This window comes from Pimelobacter simplex (assembly GCF_024662235.1).
Classification (GTDB): Bacteria; Actinomycetota; Actinomycetes; order Propionibacteriales; family Nocardioidaceae; genus Nocardioides.
Genome location: NZ_CP096276.1, coordinates 3,539,604 through 3,563,864 on the forward strand (window position 1 = coordinate 3,539,604; position 24,261 = coordinate 3,563,864).

Sequence of the window (24,261 nt, forward strand, 5' to 3'; positions counted from 1 at the left end):
AGGAGAAGCCCATGAAGGTCACCGTCGTCATCGGAGGCGCGTCCGGCATCGGAGCGGCCACGGCCCGGCTGCTGGCCGGGTCCGGGCACACCGTGGTCGTCGCCGACCTGCCCGGGACCACCGCCGACGCGCCCGTCGACGTCACCGACGAAGCCTCCGTCGCGGCCCTCCTCGACGGCGTCGTCGCCGAGCACGGCGCCCTGCACGGCGTGGTCAACTGCGCCGGGGTCAGCACCCTGGCCCGGGTCGTCGACCACGACGCCGCGGAGTGGCGCCGGATCGTCGACGTCTGCCTGACCGGTGCCTTCCTGGTGCTCAAGCACGCCGGGCAGCGGGTCGCGGACGGCGGCTCGCTCGTCTCGCTGTCCTCGCTCAACGCCCGCCAGCCCGGCACCGGCCTGGCGGCGTACTGCGCGGCGAAGGCGGGCCTGGTCGCGCTGACCGAGGTCACCGCGCTCGAGCTCGGCACCCGCGGCGTCCGGGTCAACGCCGTCGCCCCCGGCCTCGTCGTCACGCCGCTGACCGCGCCGGCGATGGACATCCCCGGCGTGCGCGACGACTACCTCGACAACACCGCGCTCGGCCGCTCCGGCGAGCCGGACGAGATCGCCGCGGCGATCCGCTTCCTGCTCTCCGACGACGCCGCGTGGATCACCGGCGAGACGCTCGACATCAACGGCGGCGCGCACCTGCGGCGCTATCCCGACCTCGTCGGCCTCGTCGAGAAGGCGTTCGCGTGAGCGCCCGGACCGCGATCGTCACCGGCGGCGGCTCGGGGATCGGCGCGGCACTGGTCCGCGCGCTCGTCGCCGACGGCGCCCACGTCGTCGTCGGCGACCTCGACCCCGACGCGGCCGCCGCGGTGGCCGCGGCCGCCACGGGTCCCGGGACGGCGGTCGCGCGCCAGGTCGACGTCACCTCGGCGGCCGCGGTGCAGGAGGCGGTCGACGCCGTCGTCGCCGAGCACGGCCGGCTCGACGTGATGTTCAACAACGCCGGGATCACCTTCCTCGGCAACACCGAGGACCTCACGCTCGACCAGTGGAACGCGATCATCGACGTCAACGTCCGCGGCGTCGTGCACGGCGTCCACGCGGCGTACCCGCAGATGATCCGGCAGCGCTCGGGGCACATCGTCAACACCGCGTCGATGGGCGGGCTGATGGCGGCGGGGCTGATGACGTCGTACGTGACGACGAAGCACGCGGTCGTCGGTCTCTCGCTCGCACTGCGCACCGAGGCCGCCGCGCACGGCGTCGGCGTCACCGTCGTGTGCCCGGCGGCGGTCGACACCCCGATCCTCGACAAGGGCGAGATCGGGCGCTACCGGGGGCGCGACTTCTACCTGGAGGGCCAGGGCGTCAAGGAGCCCGTCGACCCCGACCTGCTCGCCCGGCGGGTCCTCGCCGCGGTCGCGACGAACCGGCCGATCCTCATCGAGCCGCGGCAGGCGCGGGTCGCGTGGCGGATCGGCCGGCTCGCCCCCGGGTTCGTCAACACGATGGCGACCCGGTTCGTGGCCAAGCAGCGGGCGGGGGTGCTCGACCCGCCTACCGCCTGACCCGCACCGCTCGCAGCGAGGTGGCGACCCGCTTCGTGTCCGGCGAGGCGGTGACGATCACGGACCAGTAGTGGCGCCCGGCCCGCAGGCCGCGCACGACCGAGCGCGGCACGGTGACCACGACGGCGCCACGCAGGTGGCGCACGCTGCGCACGGCGAGCACCCGCCCGCCGTCGCGGACGACGACCTGGCCGGTGTAGCCGGCACGCCCGTCGCCCGGGATGCCCACGACCACGCGCACCTTGACGGCCTTGGCGCGCTTGCCCGACCGCACCTTCGCGGGCAGCTTCGCGGTCACCGCCGGGGCGGTCCTGGCGACGGTCAGCGTCGTGCGGCCGGTGCCGGCGCCGGTGCCGGTGCCGTAGGTCGCGACGACCGGGTGGCGGCCGGCGGGCAGGTCACCGGGCAGCACGACCCGGGCGGTCCCGGAGGCCAGCGTCGCGCGCAGCGTCCGGCCCAGGACGCGCACCTCGACCGTCCCGGACGGCGGGGTGCCCGGCGCGCTCACGGCGACGGTCGCGACCGGCCGGGTGCCGAAGCCGACCCGGTCGTCGTCGAGCGTCACCTGCACGGTCGCGGCACCCGGCTCGGGGTCGACCTCCTCGGCGTCGGTGAGGTCGACGGTGACCGGCGCGGGCGCCTTGTGCACGTCGGCGGCACCCCCCGACGAGTACCAGTACGACGCCAGCCCGGTCGCCAGGTGGAAGTCGACGAACGCCTGCGGCCAGGCGCCCCAGCCCGCACCGGTGCGGTGCTGCGGCGTCGCGCTCGCGGGCAGCGCCACCTCGACGCCGTCGTACGCCGGGGTGACCGCGACCTTGCCGGCCGGGTCGAGGGTGATCGCGTCGAAGGTCGCGACCCGGACACCGGGGACCGCGTCCAGCGGCGTGCGCTGGTTCGGGTCGGCCTGGCTCGAGCCGTAGCCGTCGAGGTCGGCGGTGAGCGTCCCGGTGCCCCCGGCGGTCACCTCCAGCACGGGGTCGGTGAACCAGAAGGGCACCAGACCGCCGTAGAAGTTGACCGAGAACGCGCCCTTCCAGCGGATCGTCGCCGAGCCGTCGGCGGCGAGCTCGGCCCGGCCGCCCGAGAGCCGGACGAGCTGGTCGACGCTCCCGCCGGCCGGGGCCGCGCGGGTCGCCCACGTCGCCGGGGACTCGGTGCCGTCGGCCGCGCGGTGCACCACCGCGACGTCGCCGGCGCTGGCCCGGTAGGTCGCCTGGTCGCCGTCGGAGACGCCGGCCGAGAGGTAGTTCGACCCGCCGAACGGCGGCGCCACCTGGAGCTCGCCGTTGCCCGCCCACTCCAGCACGACCCCGTCGAGCGTGAGGCCCTCGGCAGGCACCGCGCGCTTGGGGTTGACCGTGAGCCGGGCGGCGGTCGAGTACGTCGTACCGACGGCGTTGACGGCCTTGGCCCGGAACAGCGAGCCGGACTGGTCGAGGTTGGTCCCGACGACGGTGAGCGAGGAGATGCCGTCCGCGCTCTCGACGACCACGTTGTCGTCGTCGGCGGGGATCGGCTGCCAGTAGCCGCCGACCCGGCGCTGCCAGACCAGCGCGGTGAGCGCGGGCCCGGCCTCGGCGTGCACGACGAACGTCGCGTCGGCGCCCTCGGTGACGACCCGGTGGCGGGCGTCGAGCGCGAAGCGCGGCGCGAAGGTCACCGCGAGGCTCGCCTCGGCGGAGACCACGGTGCCGGCGTCGTTGGCGACCTTCATCCGGTAGGTCGTGCCGGCCGCGGCCGGGGTGGCGTCCACCTGGAGCGTCGGCGAGGTCGCGCCCGGGAGGTTCGCGAACCGCGCCTCCCCGGCCCGGCGCGCCTGCCACTGCACGGTGCCGCCGAGCGCGGTGTCGATCGCGGCGGTGAAGGTGACCGGGCGGCTCGCCTCCCCCACCGCGAGCTCGACCGCGGCGTCCTGGGGCTGCGTGGTGACGCGCGGCGCGATGCCCTCGAGGACCATCCGGCGGTAGCCGATCTCGCGCGGGTTCGCGGCCGACTGCACGGGCACGTAGACCGACCCGTCGACACCGGTCTCGATGACCATCTGGGTGCCGCCGTTCTGGGCGTACTCGGCGACCCGGTAGCCCGCGAGGGTGCCGGTGTCGTCGACCACCTTGAGGGTGCGGCCCTGGGCGTCGGAGTCGTCGGTGGCCCAGAGCAGGTCGCGCTCGGCGTCGTACGCCATCTGCCAGCCGGCGCGGGAGGTGTCGATGCCGAGCTCGCGGTACTGCGGGATGGGCTCGCCCTCGACGGCCGGGCGGGCGACCGGCTGGTCGCCGTCGAGCGTGACGCGCTGGTAGTCGGCGAGGCGCTGGTTGTTGCCGTGCAGGTAGACCGAGCCCTCGGGCCCGGCGACCGCGGCGGTCCAGCCGTAGAAGACGCCGCTGCCCTCGTAGAACAGCCTCGCCTCGGTGCCGGGGATGCCGGCCGTCTCGACGGTGCTGTCCCCGGTCGGCTTCAGCCGGAACGCCGGGGCGTAGTGGTCGGTGCCGCCGGCGGTCACCCGCGCGGCACTGAGCGCCAGCACGTAGGAGCCGTCGCCGAGCGCGGCGAGGTTGGGGTCCGCGGCGTTGCCGGTCATGGCCGGCGTGCCGTTCGCGAGCGTCCAGCCGCCCGGGAAGTCGCCGGTCGGCGCCCACGAGATCGGCGCCCGTCGTACGGTCCAGCCGCCGGCGCCGTCGGCGCCGACCCGGACCAGCCGATAGGGGTTCTGCTCGCTCGCGGTCGATCCGTCGAGGACGACGACACCGAGCTCGCCCGCCGTCCGGTTCCAGGTCAGCGCGCTCACGCCGGGGGCGGTCGACGTGAGCAGCACGCCGGCGACACCGGCGGTGAACGTGCCGGCCTCGCGCTCGAAGCGCAGCGTGCGCAGGGTGACCTCGTTCTGCCCGGCCCCGTCCTTGCTGGTGACGAAGAAGAAGGTGTCGGTGACCGGGTCGAGGGCGGTGCGCAGGAAGCGTCCACTGCCGCCGGTGGCCACCATCGTGTGCGTGTACGGCGTCCCGACCGGCGTCAGGTCCTGCGCGTCGAGCGCGGTGACGATGAGCTTCTGCGCGCCGTGCGCGGCGTCGAACTGGATCGCGTAGACGAGGTCGCCGCGTGCCGAGACCTCCAGCGACCGCTGAGCGTTGACGCCACCGGACACGGTGCTGCCGCTGAGCCAGCGGGCGCCCTCGGAGAGCACCGGGGCACCGGGCTGGTCGAAGCGCTCGGCGAGGTCGGGCAGGCCGCCCGGGCCGTCGTAGCTGATCGTGACCGGGTCGAAGGCCGTCCCCGGCGTGTAGAGGCGCTGCCCCTCGCCGCCCTGGCTCGGGACGGCCGTCCACGTGGTGCGCTCCGGGGCGAAGGACGTCTCCTCCGCGCCGGCCACGTCGAGCGTGGCCAGCACGACATCGACGTCCTCGTGCAGCTCGCCACCCGGCGCCTCACGGCTGTAGCCGACGTAGGTGCCGCGGATCTCCTGGGCGTCCGGCCCGATCCGCACCTCGAGGTCCTTGAACGTGGAGTCGAGCGTGTAGCGCCCCGACGGCTCCGGGTAGGCCTGGAAGCGGACCCACCCGCCGAGGTGCAGCGTCGTGGTGCGCGTCGCGTCGTCGTAGGTGCCGGACGTGACCGGGAAGTCGAAGCCGTCGGCCGCCCCGTTGGGCGCGCGGCGGACCACGACGCCGTCCCCGCCCGACGTACCGGAGCCTCCGATGTAGCTGCGCCAGGACGCCTTGATCCCCCAGCTCACCGTGCCGGAGGAGAGATCGGTCGTCGCGGCACGTGCGGTGGGTGCGGGCGCGACGAGGCTGAGTCCGGCGAGCGGCAGGACGAGGGCGAGCAGGGCGAGGACAAGGCGTTTCATGCGAGCGGACCTTCGGGAGTCGGGAGCGACGACGGCACCGGACGGTGCGCGGGCCCGAGCCCCACGCACCGCCCGGTCAGGCATCAGGAGACGTTGAACTCGGCGCTGTCGCCGGCGTAGGAGCCGCTGCCGCCGCCCCCGTGGGTCGGGGTGATGACGACCTCGCACAGCTTGGTGCTGCAGTTGATGTTGGCCGGCTGACCGAACAGGTTGGCGTGGGCGTTGGTGTCGCTCGCCAGCAGCTGGAAGCCGGTCACGGTCAGCACGCCGGAGGCGTTCGACGTGGTGTCGACCTGGTTGCTCTCGCCGCACGCCGGGATCTTGACCAGCGGCAGGAAGGTGTAGGTCGTGTACTCGCAGACGCTCACCGTGTAGTCGGTGCTCGCCGCCAGGCCGGACTGCGAGACGGTGACCGTGGCGAGGTTGGCGTAGCTGCTCGACGCCGGCGAGAGCGAGACGTTGTCGGAGTCGCTGGTGTCGGAGGCGTGCGCGGCCGTGGCGGAGACGCTGAGCGCACCCGCCGCGGCGGTGGCCGCGAGGAGGGCGAGGGCACGCGACGTCGTACGGCGGTTGGGGGTGGACCTCATGGGTTCTTCTCCTTCTCTAGGATCGGAACCAGCCCTGGGGCCGATTCCTCTTCGGGCCGCGCACACGCGCGGCCGTGGAAGGCCGTGGGGCCGGCCGGGGCGCTGTTCCCTGCGAAAGTTCGGCGCCCCGGTCCCCCGTCGCGACACCTGGTGCCGCGCGGCCTCTCCCCGGTGCGCCGGCGCCACCGAGTTGGCGTCCACCGATGCGTCCGAGGTAAGGTAAGCCTTACCGAATTACTCACGGGCGTCAAGCACTTGCCTGACGGTCCGTCAGATCCGTTCGGCCGCTTCTCGCGCCGCGCTCCCCGCGCGTGATCTGCACATACTCGGGACGTAATTAGGTGAGCCTAAGCTTGTGTTAGGGTCGCCTTCGCCCGAGATGTTGACACTCTGACAGCAAAGAGCAGCGCATGGTTTCCCCGACGACCCGCCCCTTCCGCACGCTGGCCGCCGTCGCTGCCGCCGCCCTGGCGCTGAGCGCCTGCGGTCCCGTGCTCGACGGGAAGCAGAGCGGGCACGGCAAGGAGGGGCCCGGTACCGCGGTCCCCTCGATCGCCGACGTCACCACGCTGAAGGACCCGAAGGCCTACCAGGGCCCGGTCGACATCAACCTCCCGAGCCCGGAGATCCGCCCGGTCGAGGACGACCCGACCCCGCAGCTGCCGGTCACCGTCACCGACGCACAAGGCACCAAGGTCACCGTCAAGGACGCCAGCCGGATCCTCGCGCTCGACGTCTACGGCACGCTCTCCCAGACCGTCTTCGAGCTCGGCCTGGGCGACAGCATCGTGGGCCGCGACGTCTCCTCGGCGTACGACGAGATCGAGGACCGGCCGCTGGTCACCCAGAACGGCCACGAGCTCAACGCCGAGGCGATCCTCGGGCTCGACCCGACCGTGCTCATCACCGACACCTCGCTGGGCCCGTGGGACGTCGTCCTCCAGGTCCGCGACGCCGGCATCCCGGTGGTCGTCGTCGACGCCGAGCGCAGCCTCGACAACCTCGCCGAGCTCACCGGGCAGGTCGCCGACGCGCTCGGCGTGCCCGAGCAGGGCAAGCAGCTCGGCGAGCGGATCGTCAAGGAGGCCGACGCCGTCGAGGCGCAGATCGCGAAGGTCGCTCCCCAGGACGTCACCGGCCAGATGCGGATGATCTTCCTGTACGTGCGCGGCCAGGCGAACGTCTACTACATGTTCGGCCGCGGCTCCGGCGCGGACGCGCTGATCACCGCCGTCGGCGGCTACGACGTCAGCAGCGAGATCGGCTGGAACGGCATGAAGCCGGTCAACGACGAGGGCCTGATCAAGGCCCAGCCCGACGTCGTGGTGATGATGAGCAAGGGCCTCGACTCCGTCGGCGGCGTCGACGGCCTGCTCGACCAGTTCCCCGCGCTCGCCCAGACCCCGGCCGGCGAGAACCGCCGCGTCATCGCGATGGACGACGCCCAGATCCTCAGCTACGGGCCGCGCACCGCCGACGTCCTCAACGCGCTGGCCGTGGCGCTCTACGCGCCGGAGAGCCTGCCCGCCGAGGACCGTTCGTGACCGCGACCGTGCCCGGACCGGCGCTCGACCGCGCCGAGACCGGCACCGACCGCGTGGCCGGGGGCACCGCCGTCCTCGACCGGCACCGCCGGCGCCGGATCGCGCTGCTCTACACCGGCCTGGTCGGCGCGCTCGTCGTCGCGATCCTGGTCGCGGGCGGCTCGGGCCAGCTCACGATCCCGCTCAGCGAGATCCTCGGCTCGATCGCGCACCGCCTCGGCATCGACGCCGGGCCGATGCCCAGCCACCCCAACGGCGAGTACACGCTGTGGAACGTCCGCTTCTCGCGGATCGCGATGGCCGTCATCGTCGGCGGCTCGCTCGCCGTGGCGGGCGCCGCGATGCAGGGCGTCTTCGGCAACCCGCTCGCCGAGCCCAGCGTCGTCGGGGTCTCCTCCGGCGCCGCGGTCGCCGCGGGCGTCGCGATCGTCTTCAGCCTCCGGTTCGCCGGCGACTGGTCGATCCCGGTGTGCGCCTTCATCGGCGGCCTCGCCACGACCCTCCTGGTCTACGCGCTCTCCCGCTCCGACGGCCGCACCGAGGTGGTCACCCTCGTGCTGACCGGCATCGCGGTCAACGCCGTGGCCGGCGCGCTGCTCGCGCTGCTGATGTTCCTCGGCGACACCCAGGCCCGCGAGTCCATCGTGTTCTGGCAGCTCGGCAGCCTCAACGGCAGCCGGTGGACCTATGTCGTCGTGGTCGCGCCGCTCGCGGTCGCCGGCGTCGTCATCGCCCTCGCCTGCGCCCGCAGCCTCGACCTGCTCGCCCTCGGTGAGCGCTCGGCGCGTCACCTCGGCGTCAACGTCGAGGGCCTGCGGATCGTGCTCATCGTCGTGGTCGCGCTGCTCACCGCCGCCGCGGTCAGCTTCTGCGGCATCGTCGCCTTCGTCGGGCTCATCGTCCCCCACCTGGTGCGGATGGTGACCGGCCCCGGCCACCGCACGCTGCTCATCGCCTCGTTCCTGGCCGGTGCGCTCGTGCTCATCTGCGCCGACACGGTCGCCCGCACCGCCGTCGCCTACACCGACCTGCCGCTCGGCATGCTCACCTCGCTGGTGGGCGGGCCGTTCTTCTTCTGGCTGCTGCGCCGCACCCGTCGTACGTCGGGGGGCTGGGCATGAGCCCCGTCCTGTCGGCGCACGGCGTCTCGCTCAGCTACGGCCGCCGGCCGATCCTGGAGTCCGTCGACCTCGAGGTACGCCGCCGCGAGGTACTCGCGCTGGTCGGCCCCAACGGCGCCGGCAAGTCCACCCTGCTCTCGGTGCTCGCCGGCGACCAGACGCCCGACGAGGGCGAGGTCCGCCTCGACGGGACCCCGCTGGAGCAGTGGAAGCTGCGCGACCTCGCCCGCACCCGCGCCGTGCTCACCCAGGAGCACAAGATCTCGTTCCCCTTCCCGGCGATCGACGTCGTCCGGATGGGCCGCTCCCCTTGGCGCGGCCGTCCCGAGGAGGACCACGACGAGCGCGTGGTCGCCGAGGCGATGGCCACCGCCGACATCGAGCGGCTGGCCGGGCAGCCCTTCGGCCTGCTCTCCGGCGGCGAGAAGGGGCGGACGTCGTTCGCCCGCATCCTCGCCCAGCGCACCGGCGTCCTGCTCCTCGACGAGCCGACCGCCGCCCTCGACATCGGCCACCAGGAGGCGGTCCTCGCCGAGGCCCGCACCCAGGCCGCGGCCGGCGCCGCCGTGGTCGTCGTCCTGCACGACCTCACCCTCGCCGCCGCCTGGTCCGACCGGGTCGCCCTGCTCCACCACGGCCGGGTCGCCGCCGAGGGCGCACCCGCCGAGGTCTTCACCGCTCCCCTGCTGAGCCTCGTCTACGACCACCCCATCGACGTCCTGCCGCACCCGGCGACCGGCGAGCTCCTCGTGCTCCCCGACCGGCGTGCCCTCATCACGCGGGAGGAGACCGCATGACCCCGCACTCCCTTGCCGCCCGGCTGCTCACCCTCACCCTGCTCGCCGCCGGCCTCGCCGTCGGCCTGACCGGCACCACCGCCGCGCCCGCCGCGGCCGCCGGCCGGACCACCGTCACCAACGACCGCGGCACCGCCGCCGCCGACTCCCGCTACCGCACCCCGCTGACCGTGCGCGGCAACGGCTTCCAGGTCGTCAAGGGCGGCTTCGGCGGCGTCTACGTCATGTTCGGCTGGGTCAAGGACCCCTCCGGCGGCTCCTGGAAGCCCTCGCGCGGCGGCGTGGTCGGCAAGGACTACCGCTACATCCCCGACGCCGAGAACGCCGCCAACAACCAGGGCTATCTGCGCTTCATCGCCTTCCCCGGCAGCTCCACCGCCGGTGAGGCCAACGGGACCCTCGCCGCCAACGGCAGCTTCCGCACCACCATGACCGTGCCCGGGCCGACCTTCCAGAGCGTCGACCGCAACGGCAAGGTCGCGACCGTCGACTGCACCAAGGTCACCTGCGGGATCATCACCATCGGCGCCCACGGCGTGAAGAACCGCGCCAACGAGAGCTTCACGCCCGTCCGGTTCACCAACGTCTACGACAGTGCTCCGACCGGCGGAACCGGCACCGCCGACAACGGTGCCACCACGGGCGGTACCGGCACCGGGGACAACGCCACCAACGGCGGCAGCACCGGCGGCAGCACCGGCGAGACCGGCACCGCGAACCCCGCGAAGACGCCCACCGGCACCGGCAAGGTCACCCCCAAGCTCACCACCGACCGGCTCACCGCCAAGGTCGGCAACACCCTCGCCTTCACCGCGACCGGGTTCCGTCCCGGCGAGCAGGTCCTCGGCGTCCTCGACGACGGCGTCGCCGGGATCGGCCCGATGGTCGCCGGCCCCTCCGGCGAGGTCGCCGGCATCCTCCCGCTCCCCCGGACCCTCACCTCCGGCACCCACGAGCTCCGGCTGACCGGCGCAGCCTCGGGCGGGACGACGACCGAGCGGTTCGCCGTACGGCCGGCGGACGACGCGACCACCCCCGCCGCGGCCACCACCGACGACGCCGACGACGACGGCCTCGGCGCGGGCCGGATCTTCCTGCTCGTCGCGGTCGGCGTCTTCGCCCTCGCCCTGCTCGGCCTGGCGCTGCGCCTGCTGCTGCGCCGCCGCGGCCGGTCGGCGGTGACCGCATGAGCCGGCGCCACCACGTCCTGACGGCCCTGGCCGGGCTGCTCGCCGCCGCCCTGCTGCTCGTCGCCGGGCTCGGCCTGCCCGCCGTCGCCGACGGGGAGCCCACTGACGGCCCGAGCACCCCCGCTGCCACCGAGACCGCCACCGAGACCGCGACCGAGCAGCCCTCCGAGCAGCCCACCGAGCAGCCCACCGACGACGACACCGCGTTCGCCGTCACGGACGCCGTCTTCCGCTGGGGCGTCAACGACGAGAGCAACAACCGCGCCCACGCCCCGGGCACGTTCAACTTCCTCTCCGCGGGCAAGGCCCCCGACCCGGGCCGCGGCGGCCAGACCCTCGACACCGCCGGCCGCTGGCCGACCACCAAGGCGGTCGCCTGGCTGGCCCGCTCCGGCAACGTCCGGATCGAGAAGAACACCACCCGCGGTCCCCGCCTGGCCGACTACGCCGGCCTCAAGACCGCCGCCGATGACACCACCACGCTGGGCAGCCCGACCGCGGGGACCTTCAGCAACCACCAGGTCGTCATCTCCGGCGGCAAGGGCGAGGTCGACCCCGCTGCCGGCACCGCGACGATCACCTGGACCGGCTCGTTCACGCTCTTCTACTACTCCGGGATGACCTTCTTCACCCTCAGCAACCCGGTGCTCAGGGTCGACCTGGCCCAGGGCACCGCGTCGATCACCGCGACGGCGTCCGGGTTCGCCAGCTCGATGGAGGACATGACCAAGTGGTCGCCGGTCCCCGCCACCCCGGTCACGCTGGTCGACCTCCAGGGCGTGGGCGCTCCCCAGCTGGCGGCGGAGAAGGGCTTCACCGCCGTCGCCAAGTACCTCAAGGTGCCCTTCAAGCCCGCCGACGGCTCGGCGCAGTCGACGAGCGGCGCCCACTGGGGTGCCTTCCCGACCAGCTTCCTGCGGTTCCTCGAGAAGGCCGGCTCCGCGGCGTACTGGTTCTCCTCCGGGGGCAGCACCGACGAGTTCAAGGTCGCCAAGCCGATCACCGTCAGCTGGGACGCCAAGACCGCGATCGTCCCCGAGAAGCCCCCGGCCACCCCGACGGTCCCCAAGCCGCAGCCGACCAACCAGCCCGGCCAGAACCCGCCGCCGGTCCAGCCTCCGGGCCCCTCCCTGCCGGTCGACCAGCCGAGCAGCCCGGCCCTGCCGGGCAACGCCTTCGGCACCGGCGCCACCACCCCCGACGCGGGTACGGCGAACCCGGCCGCCTACGAGCCGCCGATCGCCTACGCCCTCACCTCCGCCCCCACCTCGACCGACCGTCCCGTTCAGGACGGCACGGCCTGGGAGTGGGCTCTCGGGATCCTCCTGCTCCTCGGAGCAGCCGGGATCACCCTGTCCACCCCCTTCATGAACCGCCTGAAAGGAACCCGATGAAGACCGTCCGTAGAGGCATCGCGGGGATCGCCGCCGCCGCCCTCACCGCCGCCGGGCTCAGTGTCCTCGGTGTCGCGACCGCACCTGCCGCGCACGCGGCCACCGGTGTGCTCGTCGAGAACGCCACCCTCCGCTGGGGCGTGTCCAACGAGTCCAACAACGCCGGCTTCGCCCCCGGCACCTGGAACCTCTTCTCGGCCGGCAAGCTGGGTGACCCCACCGTCGGTGGCGTGACGCTCAAGACCGCCGACCAGGGCGCGACGTGGAGCAACAACAAGCCCGCCGGCTGGACCAACCACGCCGGCAACGTCACCGTCGAGGACCTCCAGGCCGGCGGCGGCTACGCCCCGACCACGTTCGACGGCACCCGCCAGAACTCCGCCGGCGCCTCGACCTCGCCCGCGAGCAGCAACGTGTTCGCCGAGACCCAGCTGGTCTTCCGCAACGGCACCGGCCGGGTCGACGCCGCCGCCAACACCGCCTCCGTGCAGTGGGACGGCGACGCCACGGTCGTCTACTACTCGGGCATGACGTTCTTCTACGTCTCCGACCCCGAGCTGACCGTTAACGCCGACGGCTCCGGCGAGGTCACCGCGACCCTCGACGGCTACGGCACCGACATGGAAGACCAGACCAAGTGGGTCGACCTGCCGGCCACCGAGGTCACCCTCGCGACCCTGACCGGGGTCGACGTCGAGGACCTCGGTCTCACCACCACGCCGGCCTACCGCGGCGTCGAGTACACCGCGCCGGCCGGCGCGACCGCCCAGGTCCGCACGGGCGCCGACTGGGGCTCGTTCCCGCAGTCGTTCGTCGACTTCGTGCAGACCACCGGCGGTGGCCCCTACTGGTACTCCTCGGGCGGCGCGGCCGACGCGAAGAAGCCCACGCTCCCGCTGGACATCAGCTGGACCAAGGTCGGCCCGCCGGCCGTCCAGGTCTCCAAGACCACGCTGCTCCCCTCGGGGGCGCACGAGGTCACCGTGACCGGCACGGGCTTCGACCCGAGCCTGGCCACCGGAACCCGCCCGCCGCTCGCCGGCAAGCCCGCAGGCACCTACATCGCCTTCGGCAAGTACGCCACCACCTGGCGCCCGTCGCAGGGCGCGCCGTCCAGCGCACGCAAGAACGGAAACAACAAGTACGCCGTCCTGGCTGAGGACCTGGCCACGATCGGTGGTCCGGCCGCCGGCGGGATCGTCCTGTCGCCGAACGGCAGCTTCACCGCGACGCTGATCGTCGACAAGGCGGCCATCGACGCCGCGGCGACCGACCCGTCGCTGACCAACTACGGCATCTACACCTACGCGGGCAGCGGCGGTGTCGCCGCGTCGTACGAGACCTACACGCCGATCACCTTCGCCGACGGGCCGGCCTCGGTCACCACCCAGGTCACCAAGAAGCCCACGCCGGCGGCGACCGGCACGGCCCGGCTCAAGGTGAACTCGACGCAGACCGCCACCGGTGACGTCCAGCTCCAGGTCAAGCGCGCCAACGGCACCGTCGTCACGACCACCTCGGCCCAGCTCCAGGACGGCGCCGCCGCGGTGACGCTGCCCAAGCTGGCTCCGGGCCGCTACGCGCTGGTGGCGAGCTACACCAGCGACGGCACGGTCGAGTCCGCGACGTCCACCACGACCCTCGACGTCGCCAAGGTCGCCTCGCGGGTCAGCGCCGCGTGGACCAAGAAGCCGACGGCCCGCAAGGCCGGCAAGCTCAAGGTCAGCGTCACCGCGCCCGGGATCACCGCCACCGGCAAGGTCACCGTGGTGATCAAGAACGCCAAGGGCAAGAAGGTCCGCACCCTGACGGGCACGCTGAGCAAGGGCGTCGTCACGCTGAAGGCCCCGAAGCTCAAGGCCGGCAAGTACCAGCTCGCCGTCACCTATGCCGGTGACAGCCAGCTGACCGGCGCGAGCAGCAAGGCCAAGGTCACCGCCAAGCGTCGCTGATCGCCCCTGACGACGGGGCCGGCGGTCCCGACCGGACCGCCGGCCCCGTCGTGTCCCCACCTCTGCCCCTGCTCCCGGAAGCCTAGAATCTGACCGTGCCGAAGATCGCCGCCGAGACTCTCCCCGCCCATCGTGACCTGGTGCGCCGCCGGATCTTCGATGCCTTCGGGGCCCTGATGGACGAGCGCAGCTTCGACGCGATCACGATGGCCCAGATCGCCGCACGGGCGGGGATCGGGCGGACGGCGATCTACCACCACTTCCGCGACAAGGAGGCGGTCGTGGTCGCCTTCGCGACCGAGGAGACCGTCCACTACCTCGCCGACCTGCGGCGCGACCTCGACCTGGTCCCCGACCCGGTCGCCAAGATCCGGGTCTACCTGCGCCACCAGCTCCAGGCCGGCCAGCAGTTCCACACCGGGATGGGCGGGATCCTCTACCACCTCCTCTCCGAGGAGGCGATGGAGCAGATCCACGACCACGTCGCCGCGGTCGAGGAGGTGCTCGAGGAGATCCTCGACGAGGGCATCGCCCAGGGGGCCTTCCAGGTCACCGACCGCAAGGCCGCGATGTCCCTGCTCCACGCGGCCCTGGCGACCCGCCAGCTGCCCCTCGCCGCGGTCGAGGAGTTCGTGCTCCGCGGCCTCGGTCACCGCGACTGACCCCGGCTCTTCGCGCACTCAGTTAGGCTTACCTAAGAAAAAGTGCGCCCGAGGTATTGACAAGATGTCGACATGTTTCTGACACTTGGTCAAGAAGCATTCTCCGACCCCGATCTCCGAGGAGCCCGAGCCATGTCCGTGGCCACCACCGTCCGCGACGAGGACCTCACCCTCTCGACCGCCATGCGCGAGGGCTCGCGGTCCGAGCACGAGGCGGCCGAGGGCTCGACCTACATGGCCGAGCTGCTCGAGGGCCGCCTGACCACCGAGGCCTACGCCGCCCTCCTGCTGCGCCTGCGCCGCGTCTACGCCGCGATGGAGGACGTCGTCCGCGAGCGCGCCGACGCCCCCGCCGTCGCCGCCGTCCACGACGCCGCGCTCGAGCGCCTCGCCGCCATCGACGCCGACCTGCAGCACTGGGCGCCCGACACCGACCCGGCCACCGTGGTCTCCGCCGCCACCGACGCCTACGTCGCGCGCCTGCGCGCCGCGGCCGAGCGCGACGACCTGGGCGGCGCGCTGCTCGCCCACCACTACACCCGCTACCTGGGCGACCTGTCCGGCGGCCAGGCCATCGGCCGGATCCTCAGCCGCACCTACGGCCTGCCCGAGGGCGTCGGCGTCGCGTTCTACGACTTCGCCGAGATCCCGAAGCCCAAGCCCTACAAGGACGCCTACCGCGCCCGCCTCGACGGCCTGGACCTCTCCCCCGAGCAGGTCGCCGCGGTCGTCGACGAGGTCAAGGTCGCCTTCGCGCTCAACCAGGCCGTCTTCGACGAGCTCGGTCGCGACATCGACCGCTACCGCGCCGCCTGACCCGAGATGTCCCGGAGCCGGGCGGCCAGTCCCGCCCGGCACCCGGCCATCATCCGCTGGTGGTTCCACACCAGCACCGCCCGCCTGGCGTACGACGCCAGGGCGAGCGCCCCGCGCACCGTCACCTCCTGGCGGAAGTCGAGCCGGGTCCCACCCGCGACCGGCACCAGGGTGAACCGCGCGAACCCCTCGAGGTCCCCGCTCACGGCGACCTCGACCACGGGCGGCGTACGGCTGACCGCGTCGAGGACCAGGTCGAGCGTGTACGGCAGCGCCGAGCGACACCGCACCCACGCCGTCTCGGGGCCCAGGCTGGCCACCGCCCGGACCTGCGGCCACCAGCGCGGGTACTCCGCGAGGTCGGTGAGCACGGCCGCCACCGTCTCCGGGGGCGCGGGCACCTCCCAGGTGTCGGCGAACTCGAACGAGCGGAGCATCCCTCCATCATGACCGCCGCGCCACACTGGGACCCATGCCGAGCACGGGACTCCCCATCGCCGAGGCCGCCACGACCCTCGGCCTCACCACCGACACACTGCGCTACTACGAGAAGGACGGCCTGCTCCTGCGGCCGGTCCCCCGCGCCTCCGGCGGCCACCGCCGCTACGAGAACGACGACCTGCGCTGGATCGAGCTGGTCACCCGGCTGCGCTCGACCGGCATGCCCATCCGCGACGTACGCCGCTATGCCGACCTGGTCCGCGCCGGCACCGGCAACGAGGAGGACCGGCTCGCCCTCCTCCACGCGCACCGCGACCAGGTGCTGCGCCAGCTCGCCGAGGTGACCGCGCACCTCGCGGCCATCGAGCACAAGATCGACCTCTACACCGACTGCGTCCTGGAGCGCAGCGCTTGACCTGGAGCGCACTCCAAGGGGTTGGCTGTCCGTCATGACGAACTCGACCCGCACCCTCGGTACGACGTCCTCCCTCACGGTCTCCGCCCTCGGCCTCGGCTGCATGGGCATGTCCGACTTCTACGGCACCCCCGACGAGGCCGGCGGCATCGCGACCATCCACCGCGCGCTCGACCTCGGGATCACCTTCCTCGACACCGCCGACATGTACGGCCCCTTCACCAACGAGCAGCTCGTCGGCAAGGCGATCGCCGGCCGGCGCGACGAGGTCCAGCTCGCGACCAAGTTCGGCGTCGACCGCGCGCCCGACGGCGAGCGGCGCGGCATCAACGGCAGCCCGGAGTACGTGCGCGCCGCCTGCGACGCCTCGCTCCAGCGGCTCGGGGTCGACCACATCGACCTCTACTACCAGCACCGCGTCGACCAGAACGTCCCCATCGAGGAGACCGTCGGCGCCATGAAGGAGCTCGTCGAGGCCGGCAAGGTGCGCCACCTCGGGCTGTCCGAGGCCTCGGCCGACACGATCCGCCGTGCCCACGCGGTGCACCCGATCACCGCGCTCCAGACGGAGTACTCGCTCTTCACCCGCGACCTCGAGGACGAGATCCTCCCGACCGTGCGCGAGCTCGGCATCGGACTGGTCCCGTACTCCCCGCTCGGACGCGGCATCCTCACCGGCACCGTCGGCGCCGACGGCTTCGGGGCGGGCGACAGCCGCTCCTCGGCGTACTTCCCGCGGTTCCAGGGCGACAACCTCGCCACCAACCTCGGGCTCGTCGACCAGGTCCGCGCCCTCGCGGACCGGCACGGCTGCACGCCCGGCCAGCTCGCGCTCGCCTGGGTGCTCGCCCAGGGCGACGACGTGGCGCCGATCCCCGGCACCAAGCGGGTCGCCTACCTCGAGGAGAACGCCGGCGCCCGCGAGGTGACGCTCAGCGCCGAGGACCTCGCGGCCCTCGACGCGGCGGTCCCGCGCGACGCCGTCGCGGGCGAGCGCTACGGCGACATGAGCACCATCGACGGCTGACCGGCCGCTACCGTGTCCCGGTGACCACGCCTGACACCGACCTCCTCATCGCCCGCGCCCTGGCCTGGCGGGACGAGGATCCCGACGAGGACACCCGCGTCGAGCTCTCCGGCATCATCTCGGCCGTCGAGGACGGGCTGGACGAGGAGGCGAGGGCCGACCTGGCCGACCGGTTCCGCGGCACCCTCGAGTTCGGTACGGCGGGCCTGCGCGGCGCGCTCGGGGCCGGGCCCAACCGGATGAACCGGGTCGTCGTGATCCGGGCGGCAGCGGGCCTGGCGGCGTACCTCCTCGCGGAGGGGACGCCGCCGGGCACCCCCGTCGTCATCGGGTACGACGCCCGCCACAACTCCGACGTCTTCGCCCGCGACACCGCGGAGGTGATGGCCGGCGCCGGGCTGGTGCCGCTCCTCCTCCCCCGGCCGCTGCCGACGCCGCTGCTGGCGTTCGCGATCCGGGAGCTCGGGTGCGCGGCCGGAGTCATGGTCACCGCGAGCCACAACCCGCCGCAGGACAACGGCTACAAGGTCTACCTCGGCGACGGCAGCCAGATCGTGCCGCCCGCCGACAGCGGCATCGCCGCCGCGATCGCGGCCGTCGGCTCGCTCGCCTCTGTGCCCCGACCCAGGCTGGAGACGACCTCCGGCCGGGTGCTCGACGACAGCATCGTCGACGCCTACCTCGACACCGTCGCCGGCGTGGCCGCCGACGGTCCGCGCGACCTCGCCATCGTCTACACGCCCCTGCACGGGGTCGGCGGCGGCGTGCTGCCGCTCGTCCTGGAGACGGCCGGCTTCGCCGCGCCGGCCGTGGTGACCGAGCAGGAGCTGCCCGACCCGGACTTCCCGACGGTCGCCTTCCCCAACCCCGAGGAGCCGGGCGCCATCGACCGCGCGATCGCCCTCGCCGAGAAGGTCCACGCCGACCTCGTCGTGGCCAACGACCCGGACGCGGACCGCTGCGCGGCCGCCGTACCGGGGCCGGGGGGGTGGCGGATGCTGCGCGGCGACGAGGTCGGCGCCCTGCTCGCCGACCACCTGCTGCGCACCGGTCGCACCGGCGTCTACGCGACCTCGATCGTGTCGTCGTCGCTGCTGGGCACGATGGCCGCCGCCCACGGGCAGCGGTACGCCGAGACGCTCACCGGCTTCAAGTGGATCGGCCGCCTGCCCGAGCTGGTCTTCGGGTACGAGGAGGCGCTCGGCTACTGCGTCGACCCGGCCAACGTCGCCGACAAGGACGGCGTCTCCGCGGCCCTCCTGCTCTGCGAGATCGCCGCGCAGGCCAAGGCCGACGGCCGCTCGCTGCTCGACCTGCTCGACGACATCGCCGTCACCTACGGCCTCCACGCCACCGACCAGCTGTCGGTCCGGGTCACCGACCTCGCCGAGATCGGCGCCGCCATGGGCCGCCTGCGCGACACCCCGCCGGCCACCCTCGGCGGCTCACCGGTCACCGCGGCCGACGACCTGAGCGCCGGATCGCCCGACCTGCCGCCCACCGACGGGCTGCGCTACCGGACCGCGGACGGCAGCCGGGTCGTCGTACGGCCGAGCGGGACCGAGCCCAAGCTCAAGTGCTACCTCGAGGTCGTCGTACCGGTGGCCGAGGGGGACGTCGCCACCGCGCGCGCCGAGGCCGCCACCCGGCTCACCGCACTGCGCGCCGACATCGCGGCGGCTGCCGGGATCTAGGGCGCGCCGCGGGTCAGCTGATCGAGACCGCGTCGACGACGAAGACGAGGGTCTCGTTCGGCGCGACGCCGTTGCCGCCCTCGCCGTAGCCCAGGTCCGGCGGGACGACCAGCAGCCGCCGGGTGCCCTTCTGGACGCCGATCAGACCCTGGTTCCAGCCGTCGATGACCGGCGCGTTGCCCAGGTTCTCGAGCGGGAACGTCTGGCCGCGCGAGAACGAGCTGTCGAGCACCTGCTTGTTGGACCAGGTCACCAGGTGGTAGTTCGTCTCGACCGTGTCGCCCTCCTTGGCCGCCGGGCCGCTCCCCGCGACGAGGTCCTTGCTCAGCAGCGTGGTCGGCGGCGTGCAGTCGTCGGGGATGGTGATCGTCGGCGTCGCGCCGAACTCACCGGTGACCTCGATGTCGTCCACCGTGCACTCCTGCCCCGTGGCGGCCGGCGCGTCGTCCGACGGTGTGGTCGACGGAGCGGCCGATGAGTTGTCGGACGCCTTGTCGTCGCCGGAGTCGCCGCACGCGCTCAGGGCGAGCACCGACAGGGACACGAGGGCAGCGGCGGCGAGCCGGGCACGGGTCTGCATGGGGTGCAGCCTACGAACGGGGCGAAACCGTCAGCCCGCGAGGGCCAGCACGACGGTCGCGACGGCGAGCGCCCCGAGGAGCGTGAGCTCGGGCCACGCCCACCGCTGCCGCACCGCTCCGGGCTCGCCGACCGTGCCCTCCGCCTGCCAGACCCGGTGCTGGATCTTGGTCTGGACCAGACCGCCGATCGACGTGTGATCCCGGTCGGAGGCATCGAACGCTGAGCCGAACCGCGCCAGGACGTCGACCGCGGAGCCGTCGCCGGCCCCGGCCCCCTCGCGCCGGAGCGAGCGCCGGGCACGGCCCAGGCCGGTACCGAGGTACCGGCGGCCTCCGGCCTCGACCACGGTCACGTGCTCGACCCGGACCTCGGCGATCCGGCCGTAGGGGATGGTGGTGTCGCGCAGGACGTTGCGCAGCTCCAGGTGCTCGGGATGCAGCACCACGGACGGCCGGACCAGGACCGACCAGCTCAGCACGCCGAACAGCGCGCCGGCTGCGAGCAGCCACGGTGGGAGCCGTCCGTCCCCCTCGCGCAGCAGGCCGACGGCGACGAAGACGGCCGCCACCACGAGTCCGACGACGCCGACACCTCTGCCACCCGAGCTGAACCGCTCAGGTCCCCCGAGAACCACGTCGCCACCGTAGACGAGACGGACGAGCGAGCGGTCGGCTCAGCCGACCAGCCTGAGCACCAGCGTCACGAGCGCCAGTCCCCCCAGCAGGGCGACCACGGGCCACGACCAGGTCGCCCGGACCGGGCCGGGGTCGGCGCCGAGGTCGCGGGCGTTGGCCGCGCGCCGCTGCACCTTGTCCTGGACGAGCCAGCCGATCGAGCGGCGCTCGTCGGGCGGGTCGGCGGCGAAGCCGGACTCGAAGCGGCCGTTGAGGTCCAGACCGGCGGTCCCGCCGCTGGTGCCGTCGCGCCGGATCATCCGCCGGCTCCGGCCGAAGCCCGCGCCGATGTACTTGTCGTCCTCGGTGTGGACGACGGTCATCTGGTCGATCTTGATCTCGGTGATCCGGGCATAGGGGATCCAGCGGTCCTTGAGGATGTTGCGCAGCTCGATCTCGTCGTCGTGGAGCACGAGTGCCGGACGCAGCAGGATCGCCCAGAGCAGGGCCGCGAAGAGCACGCAGAGCGCGATGAACCACGCCTGGTAGTCCGCGCCTCGGTCGAGGATGCCGTAGAGCGCGACGGCCGCCACGATGACCAGGCCGACCACGCCCGTGCCCCGCCCACCCGAGCTGTAGCGCTCGACCTTCTCGACACCTTCGTTCTGCACAGCAACCAACTCTATGCTGGGCAGATGCCGACCTCCGCCCCCACCGGTCCCGCACCGGGACTCGCGGCCTACGCCGACGTCACCACCAGCGACGCGACGCTGCGCCGGTTCCTCCACGGCCTGCCCGGCGTCGACCAGGTCGGAGCCGAGGCGCGTGCCGCCGGGCTCGGGACCCGCTCGATCAAGACCACCGCCAAGGCGTGGGCGCTCGACCTCGCGATCCGGATGGTCGACCTCACCACGCTCGAGGGTCAGGACACCCCCGGCAAGGTCCGTGCGCTCGCCAACAAGGCGCTGCGTCCCGACCCGGCCGACCCGTCCTGCCCGTCGGTTGCCGCCGTCTGCGTGTACGGCGACCTGGTCGGCGAGGTCAAGGCCATCGTCGGCGACGCGGTCAACGTGGCGGCCGTCGCGACGGCGTTCCCGAGCGGGCGGGCGTCGATGGACGTCAAGCTCGCCGACACGCGCGACGCGGTCGCCCAGGGGGCCGACGAGATCGACATGGTGATCGACCGTGGCGCCTTCCTGGCCGGGCACTACCTCCAGGTCTTCGACGAGATCGTCGCGACGCGCGAGGCCTGCGTCCGCCCCGACGGGTCGCACGCCCACCTCAAGGTGATCTTCGAGACCGGCGAGCTCCAGACCCTCGACAACGTACGACGTGCCTCGTGGCTGGCGATGCTGGCCGGCGCCGACTTCATCAAGACCTCCACCGGCAAGGTGCAGCCGGCCGCGACACTGCCCGTCACGCTGGTGATGCTCGAGGCCGTGCGCGACTTCCGCGAGGCGACCGGCGTCCAGATCGGCGTCAAGCCGGCCGGTGGCATCCGCACCACCAAGGACGCGATCAAGTACCTCGTGATGGTCAACGAGATCGCCGGCGACGACTGGCTCGATCCCGACTGGTTCCGGTTCGGGGCCTCGACGCTGCTCAACGACCTGCTCATGCAGCGCACCAAGATGACCACCGGCCGCTACAGCGGTCCCGACTACTTCACCCTGGACTGAGGGATCACGACATGGGTTTCGAGTACGCACCGGCTCCGGAGTCGCGGAGCATCGTCGACATCAAGCCGTCCTACGGCCTCTTCATCGACGGTGAGTTCGTCGACGGCCGGGGGGCGTCGTTCAAGACGATCAACCCGGCCACCGAGGAGACGCTCGCCGAGATCGCCGAGGCCTCCGACGCCGACGTCGACCTGGCCGTCAAGGCCGCCCGCCGCGCCTTCCGCGGCTGGTCGCGGATGTCGGGCAAGGAGCGGGCCAAGTACCTCTTCCGGATCGCCCGGATCCTCCAGGAGCGCGGCCGCGAGCTCGCCGTCCTCGAGTCGATCGACAACGGCAAGCCGATCAAGGAGAGCCGCGACGTCGACGTCCCGATCGTCGCCGCGCACTTCTTCTACTACGCCGGCTGGGCCGACAAGCTCGACCACGCCGGCCTCGGCCCGAACCCGCAGCCGCTGGGCGTCGCGGGCCAGGTCATCCCGTGGAACTTCCCGCTGCTCATGCTGGCGTGGAAGGTCGCCCCGGCGCTGGCGTGCGGCAACACCGTCGTCCTCAAGCCGGCCGAGACCACGCCGCTGACGGCGCTGCTGTTCGCGGAGATCTGCCAGCAGGCCGACCTCCCGCCGGGCGTGGTCAACATCGTGACCGGCGCGGGCGCGACCGGTCAGGCCGTCGTCGGGCACCCCGACGTCGACAAGGTCGCGTTCACCGGCTCCACCGACGTCGGCAAGGCCATCGCCCGCGCGGTCGCCGGCACCGACAAGAAGGTCACCCTCGAGCTGGGCGGCAAGGCCGCCAACATCGTCTTCGACGACGCGGCCATCGACCAGGCGGTCGAGGGCATCGTGGGCGGCATCTTCTTCAACCAGGGCCACGTCTGCTGCGCCGGCTCGCGCCTGCTCGTCCAGGAGTCCGTGGCCGACGAGGTGCTCAGCCGGCTCAAGCGGCGCATGGGCACCCTGCGCGTGGGCGACCCGCTCGACAAGAACACCGACATCGGCGCGATCAACTCGCGCGAGCAGCTCGACCGGATCCGCGAGCTGTCCGAGATCGGCGAGGCCGAGGGTGCCGAGCGCTGGGCGCCCTCGTGCGACCTGCCCTCGTCCGGCTTCTGGTTCCCGCCGACGATCTTCACCGGCGTCACCCAGGCCCACCGGATCGCCCGCGAGGAGGTCTTCGGACCGGTCCTCTCGGTGCTCACCTTCCGCACCCCGGCCGAGGCCGTCGAGAAGGCCAACAACACGCCCTACGGCCTCTCCGCCGGCGTGTGGACCGAGAAGGGCTCGCGCATCCTGCACATGGCCTCGCAGCTGCGGGCCGGCGTGGTGTGGGCCAACACCTTCAACAAGTTCGACCCGGCCAGCCCGTTCGGTGGCTACAAGGAGTCCGGCTACGGCCGCGAGGGCGGCCGCCAGGGTCTCGCCGCGTACCTGAAGGGAGCGGACGCCTGATGGCGCGCATCGACGTACGGAAGACCTACAAGCTCTACATCGGCGGGGCCTTCCCCCGCTCGGAGTCGGGCCACTCCTACGAGGTCACCGACAGCAAGGGGAAGTTCGTGGCCAACGCCGCCCTCGCCTCCCGCAAGGACGTCCGCGACGCCGTCGTCGCCGCCCGCAAGGCCTTCGGGTCCTGGTCGGCGCGCACGGCCTACAACCGCGGCCAGATCGTCTACCGCATCGCCGAGGTCATGGAGGACCGGCGCCCCCAGTTCGAGGACGCCGTGCGCCAGTCCGAGGGCGTCTCCGCCGCCGCGGCCCGCGCCCAGGTGGACGCCGCCGTCGACCGCCTCGTCTGGTACGCCGGATGGGCCGACAAGCTCGCCCAGGTGATCGGCAACGCCAACCCGGTCGCCGGCCCGTTCTTCAACCACACCGCGCCCGAGCCGACCGGTGTCGTCGGCGTCCTGGCCCCCCAGGAGTCCTCGCTGCTCGGCCTGGTCTCCGTGGTCGCGCCGGTCATCGTGACCGGCAACGTCGCGGTGGTCGTCTCCTCCTACGGGCGCCCCCTCCCGGCGATCACGTTCTCCGAGGTGCTCGCCACCTCCGACGTGCCCGGCGGTGTGGTCAACATCCTCACCGGCGACGCGGCCACTCTCGGCCCGTGGCTCGCCGCCCACATGGACGTCAACGCGATCGACCTCGGCGGCGTCGCCGGCGACGACGAGCTGGCCACCTCGCTCGAGGTCGCGGCGGCCGACAACCTCAAGCGCGTACGCCGAGCGCCGGCCGAGGAGCCCGACTGGGCCGCGGAGCCCGAGCTGTCGGCGATGACCGCGTTCGTCGAGGCCAAGACGGTCTGGCACCCGATCGGGATCTGAGCCGGGTACGGCGGCGGCCGG

General features: G+C 73.0%; 22 protein-coding genes. 16 read left to right on the top strand and 6 right to left on the bottom strand.

Annotated elements, in window-relative coordinates; translation table 11 throughout:
• Positions 1-11 precede the first annotated feature (11 nt).
• Positions 12-740, top strand: coding sequence for an SDR family NAD(P)-dependent oxidoreductase (locus tag M0M48_RS17390; protein ID WP_257752097.1), 729 nt, complete (start codon positions 12-14; stop codon positions 738-740).
• Positions 737-1,561, top strand: a complete 825-nt coding sequence (locus M0M48_RS17395) for an SDR family NAD(P)-dependent oxidoreductase (RefSeq protein ID WP_257752098.1) — start codon at positions 737-739, stop codon at positions 1,559-1,561. The genes M0M48_RS17390 and M0M48_RS17395 overlap by 4 nt, the downstream gene beginning before the upstream one ends.
• Here M0M48_RS17395 and M0M48_RS17400 read toward each other — a convergent pair.
• Together M0M48_RS17400 and M0M48_RS17405 are read right to left on the bottom strand one after the other, a co-directional pair.
• Positions 1,551-5,408, bottom strand: a complete 3,858-nt coding sequence (locus M0M48_RS17400) for an HtaA domain-containing protein (RefSeq protein WP_257752099.1) — start codon at positions 5,406-5,408, stop codon at positions 1,551-1,553. The two genes, M0M48_RS17395 and M0M48_RS17400, sit on opposite strands and share 11 nt — an antisense overlap.
• An 83-nt stretch (positions 5,409-5,491) precedes the next feature.
• The gene (locus M0M48_RS17405; RefSeq protein ID WP_257752100.1) at positions 5,492-5,995 is read right to left on the bottom strand and encodes a hypothetical protein; all 504 of its coding nucleotides are present in this window, start codon (positions 5,993-5,995) and stop codon (positions 5,492-5,494) included.
• Between the two features lie 410 nt (positions 5,996-6,405).
• Between M0M48_RS17405 and M0M48_RS17410 the strand changes: the two genes are divergently transcribed.
• The 8 genes from M0M48_RS17410 to M0M48_RS17445 all read left to right on the top strand — a co-directional run bounded on the left by M0M48_RS17410 (position 6,406) and on the right by M0M48_RS17445 (position 15,471).
• Positions 6,406-7,539, top strand: a complete 1,134-nt coding sequence (locus M0M48_RS17410; protein WP_257752101.1) for a heme/hemin ABC transporter substrate-binding protein — start codon at positions 6,406-6,408, stop codon at positions 7,537-7,539.
• Positions 7,536-8,660, top strand: coding sequence for a FecCD family ABC transporter permease (locus M0M48_RS17415; RefSeq protein ID WP_257752102.1), 1,125 nt, complete (start codon positions 7,536-7,538; stop codon positions 8,658-8,660). Before M0M48_RS17410 ends, M0M48_RS17415 begins: the two co-directional genes overlap by 4 nt.
• A complete protein-coding gene (locus tag M0M48_RS17420) occupies positions 8,657-9,457 on the top strand; it encodes a heme ABC transporter ATP-binding protein (protein ID WP_215814689.1) in 801 nt (266 codons plus the stop codon). The genes M0M48_RS17415 and M0M48_RS17420 overlap by 4 nt, the downstream gene beginning before the upstream one ends.
• On the top strand, positions 9,454-10,647 hold the full coding sequence (locus M0M48_RS17425) for a hypothetical protein (RefSeq protein WP_257752103.1): 1,194 nt from the start codon (positions 9,454-9,456) through the stop codon (positions 10,645-10,647). The genes M0M48_RS17420 and M0M48_RS17425 overlap by 4 nt, the downstream gene beginning before the upstream one ends.
• Entirely contained in the window at positions 10,644-12,041 is a 1,398-nt protein-coding gene (locus tag M0M48_RS17430; protein ID WP_257752104.1) for a hypothetical protein, read from the top strand. Before M0M48_RS17425 ends, M0M48_RS17430 begins: the two co-directional genes overlap by 4 nt.
• Positions 12,038-13,993 (top strand): Ig-like domain-containing protein, encoded by a 1,956-nt coding sequence (locus M0M48_RS17435; protein ID WP_257752105.1) that lies wholly within the window; start codon positions 12,038-12,040, stop codon positions 13,991-13,993. The genes M0M48_RS17430 and M0M48_RS17435 overlap by 4 nt, the downstream gene beginning before the upstream one ends.
• Before the next feature lie 95 nt (positions 13,994-14,088).
• On the top strand, positions 14,089-14,655 hold the full coding sequence (locus M0M48_RS17440) for a TetR/AcrR family transcriptional regulator (protein WP_215814685.1): 567 nt from the start codon (positions 14,089-14,091) through the stop codon (positions 14,653-14,655).
• A 132-nt stretch (positions 14,656-14,787) separates the two neighbouring features.
• Positions 14,788-15,471, top strand: coding sequence for a biliverdin-producing heme oxygenase (locus tag M0M48_RS17445; protein ID WP_257752106.1), 684 nt, complete (start codon positions 14,788-14,790; stop codon positions 15,469-15,471).
• Here M0M48_RS17445 and M0M48_RS17450 read toward each other — a convergent pair.
• Complete coding sequence (locus M0M48_RS17450; protein WP_257752107.1) at positions 15,456-15,908, bottom strand: SRPBCC family protein; 453 nt, start codon at positions 15,906-15,908, stop codon at positions 15,456-15,458. The genes M0M48_RS17445 and M0M48_RS17450 overlap by 16 nt on opposite strands.
• A gap of 35 nt (positions 15,909-15,943) precedes the next feature.
• Between M0M48_RS17450 and M0M48_RS17455 the strand changes: the two genes are divergently transcribed.
• The 3 genes from M0M48_RS17455 to M0M48_RS17465 are packed head-to-tail and all read left to right on the top strand — an operon-like array spanning position 15,944 to position 19,048.
• Complete coding sequence (locus tag M0M48_RS17455) at positions 15,944-16,327, top strand: MerR family transcriptional regulator (protein ID WP_215814682.1); 384 nt, start codon at positions 15,944-15,946, stop codon at positions 16,325-16,327.
• 34 nt (positions 16,328-16,361) lie between these two features.
• Positions 16,362-17,354, top strand: coding sequence for an aldo/keto reductase (locus M0M48_RS17460; protein WP_257752108.1), 993 nt, complete (start codon positions 16,362-16,364; stop codon positions 17,352-17,354).
• Positions 17,355-17,374: 20 nt separating this feature from the next.
• Positions 17,375-19,048, top strand: coding sequence for a phospho-sugar mutase (locus tag M0M48_RS17465; protein WP_257752109.1), 1,674 nt, complete (start codon positions 17,375-17,377; stop codon positions 19,046-19,048).
• Between the two features lie 13 nt (positions 19,049-19,061).
• On the opposite strand, the gene M0M48_RS17470 is transcribed toward M0M48_RS17465, so the two are convergent.
• The 3 genes from M0M48_RS17470 to M0M48_RS17480 are packed head-to-tail and all read right to left on the bottom strand — an operon-like array spanning position 19,062 to position 20,915.
• Positions 19,062-19,628: an FKBP-type peptidyl-prolyl cis-trans isomerase gene (locus M0M48_RS17470; RefSeq protein ID WP_257752110.1), complete on the bottom strand. Its 567-nt coding sequence runs from the start codon at positions 19,626-19,628 to the stop codon at positions 19,062-19,064.
• Positions 19,629-19,658: 30 nt separating this feature from the next.
• Positions 19,659-20,264 carry a PH domain-containing protein gene (locus M0M48_RS17475; RefSeq protein WP_257752111.1) on the bottom strand — a complete coding sequence of 202 codons (606 nt, stop codon included), beginning with the start codon at positions 20,262-20,264 and terminating at the stop codon, positions 19,659-19,661.
• A 39-nt stretch (positions 20,265-20,303) separates the two neighbouring features.
• Positions 20,304-20,915 carry a hypothetical protein gene (locus tag M0M48_RS17480; RefSeq protein WP_215814679.1) on the bottom strand — a complete coding sequence of 204 codons (612 nt, stop codon included), beginning with the start codon at positions 20,913-20,915 and terminating at the stop codon, positions 20,304-20,306.
• A gap of 24 nt (positions 20,916-20,939) precedes the next feature.
• On the opposite strand from M0M48_RS17480, the gene deoC reads away from it, so the two are divergent.
• From deoC to M0M48_RS17495, 3 genes are read left to right on the top strand one after another with little or no spacing between them, the layout of a single operon-like run.
• Positions 20,940-21,923 (top strand): deoxyribose-phosphate aldolase, encoded by a 984-nt coding sequence (gene deoC, locus M0M48_RS17485; RefSeq protein WP_215814678.1) that lies wholly within the window; start codon positions 20,940-20,942, stop codon positions 21,921-21,923.
• 11 nt (positions 21,924-21,934) lie between these two features.
• Complete coding sequence (locus M0M48_RS17490) at positions 21,935-23,371, top strand: aldehyde dehydrogenase family protein (RefSeq protein ID WP_257752112.1); 1,437 nt, start codon at positions 21,935-21,937, stop codon at positions 23,369-23,371.
• Positions 23,371-24,240 carry an aldehyde dehydrogenase family protein gene (locus M0M48_RS17495; protein WP_257752113.1) on the top strand — a complete coding sequence of 290 codons (870 nt, stop codon included), beginning with the start codon at positions 23,371-23,373 and terminating at the stop codon, positions 24,238-24,240. Before M0M48_RS17490 ends, M0M48_RS17495 begins: the two co-directional genes overlap by 1 nt.
• Positions 24,241-24,261: the final 21 nt, after the last annotated feature.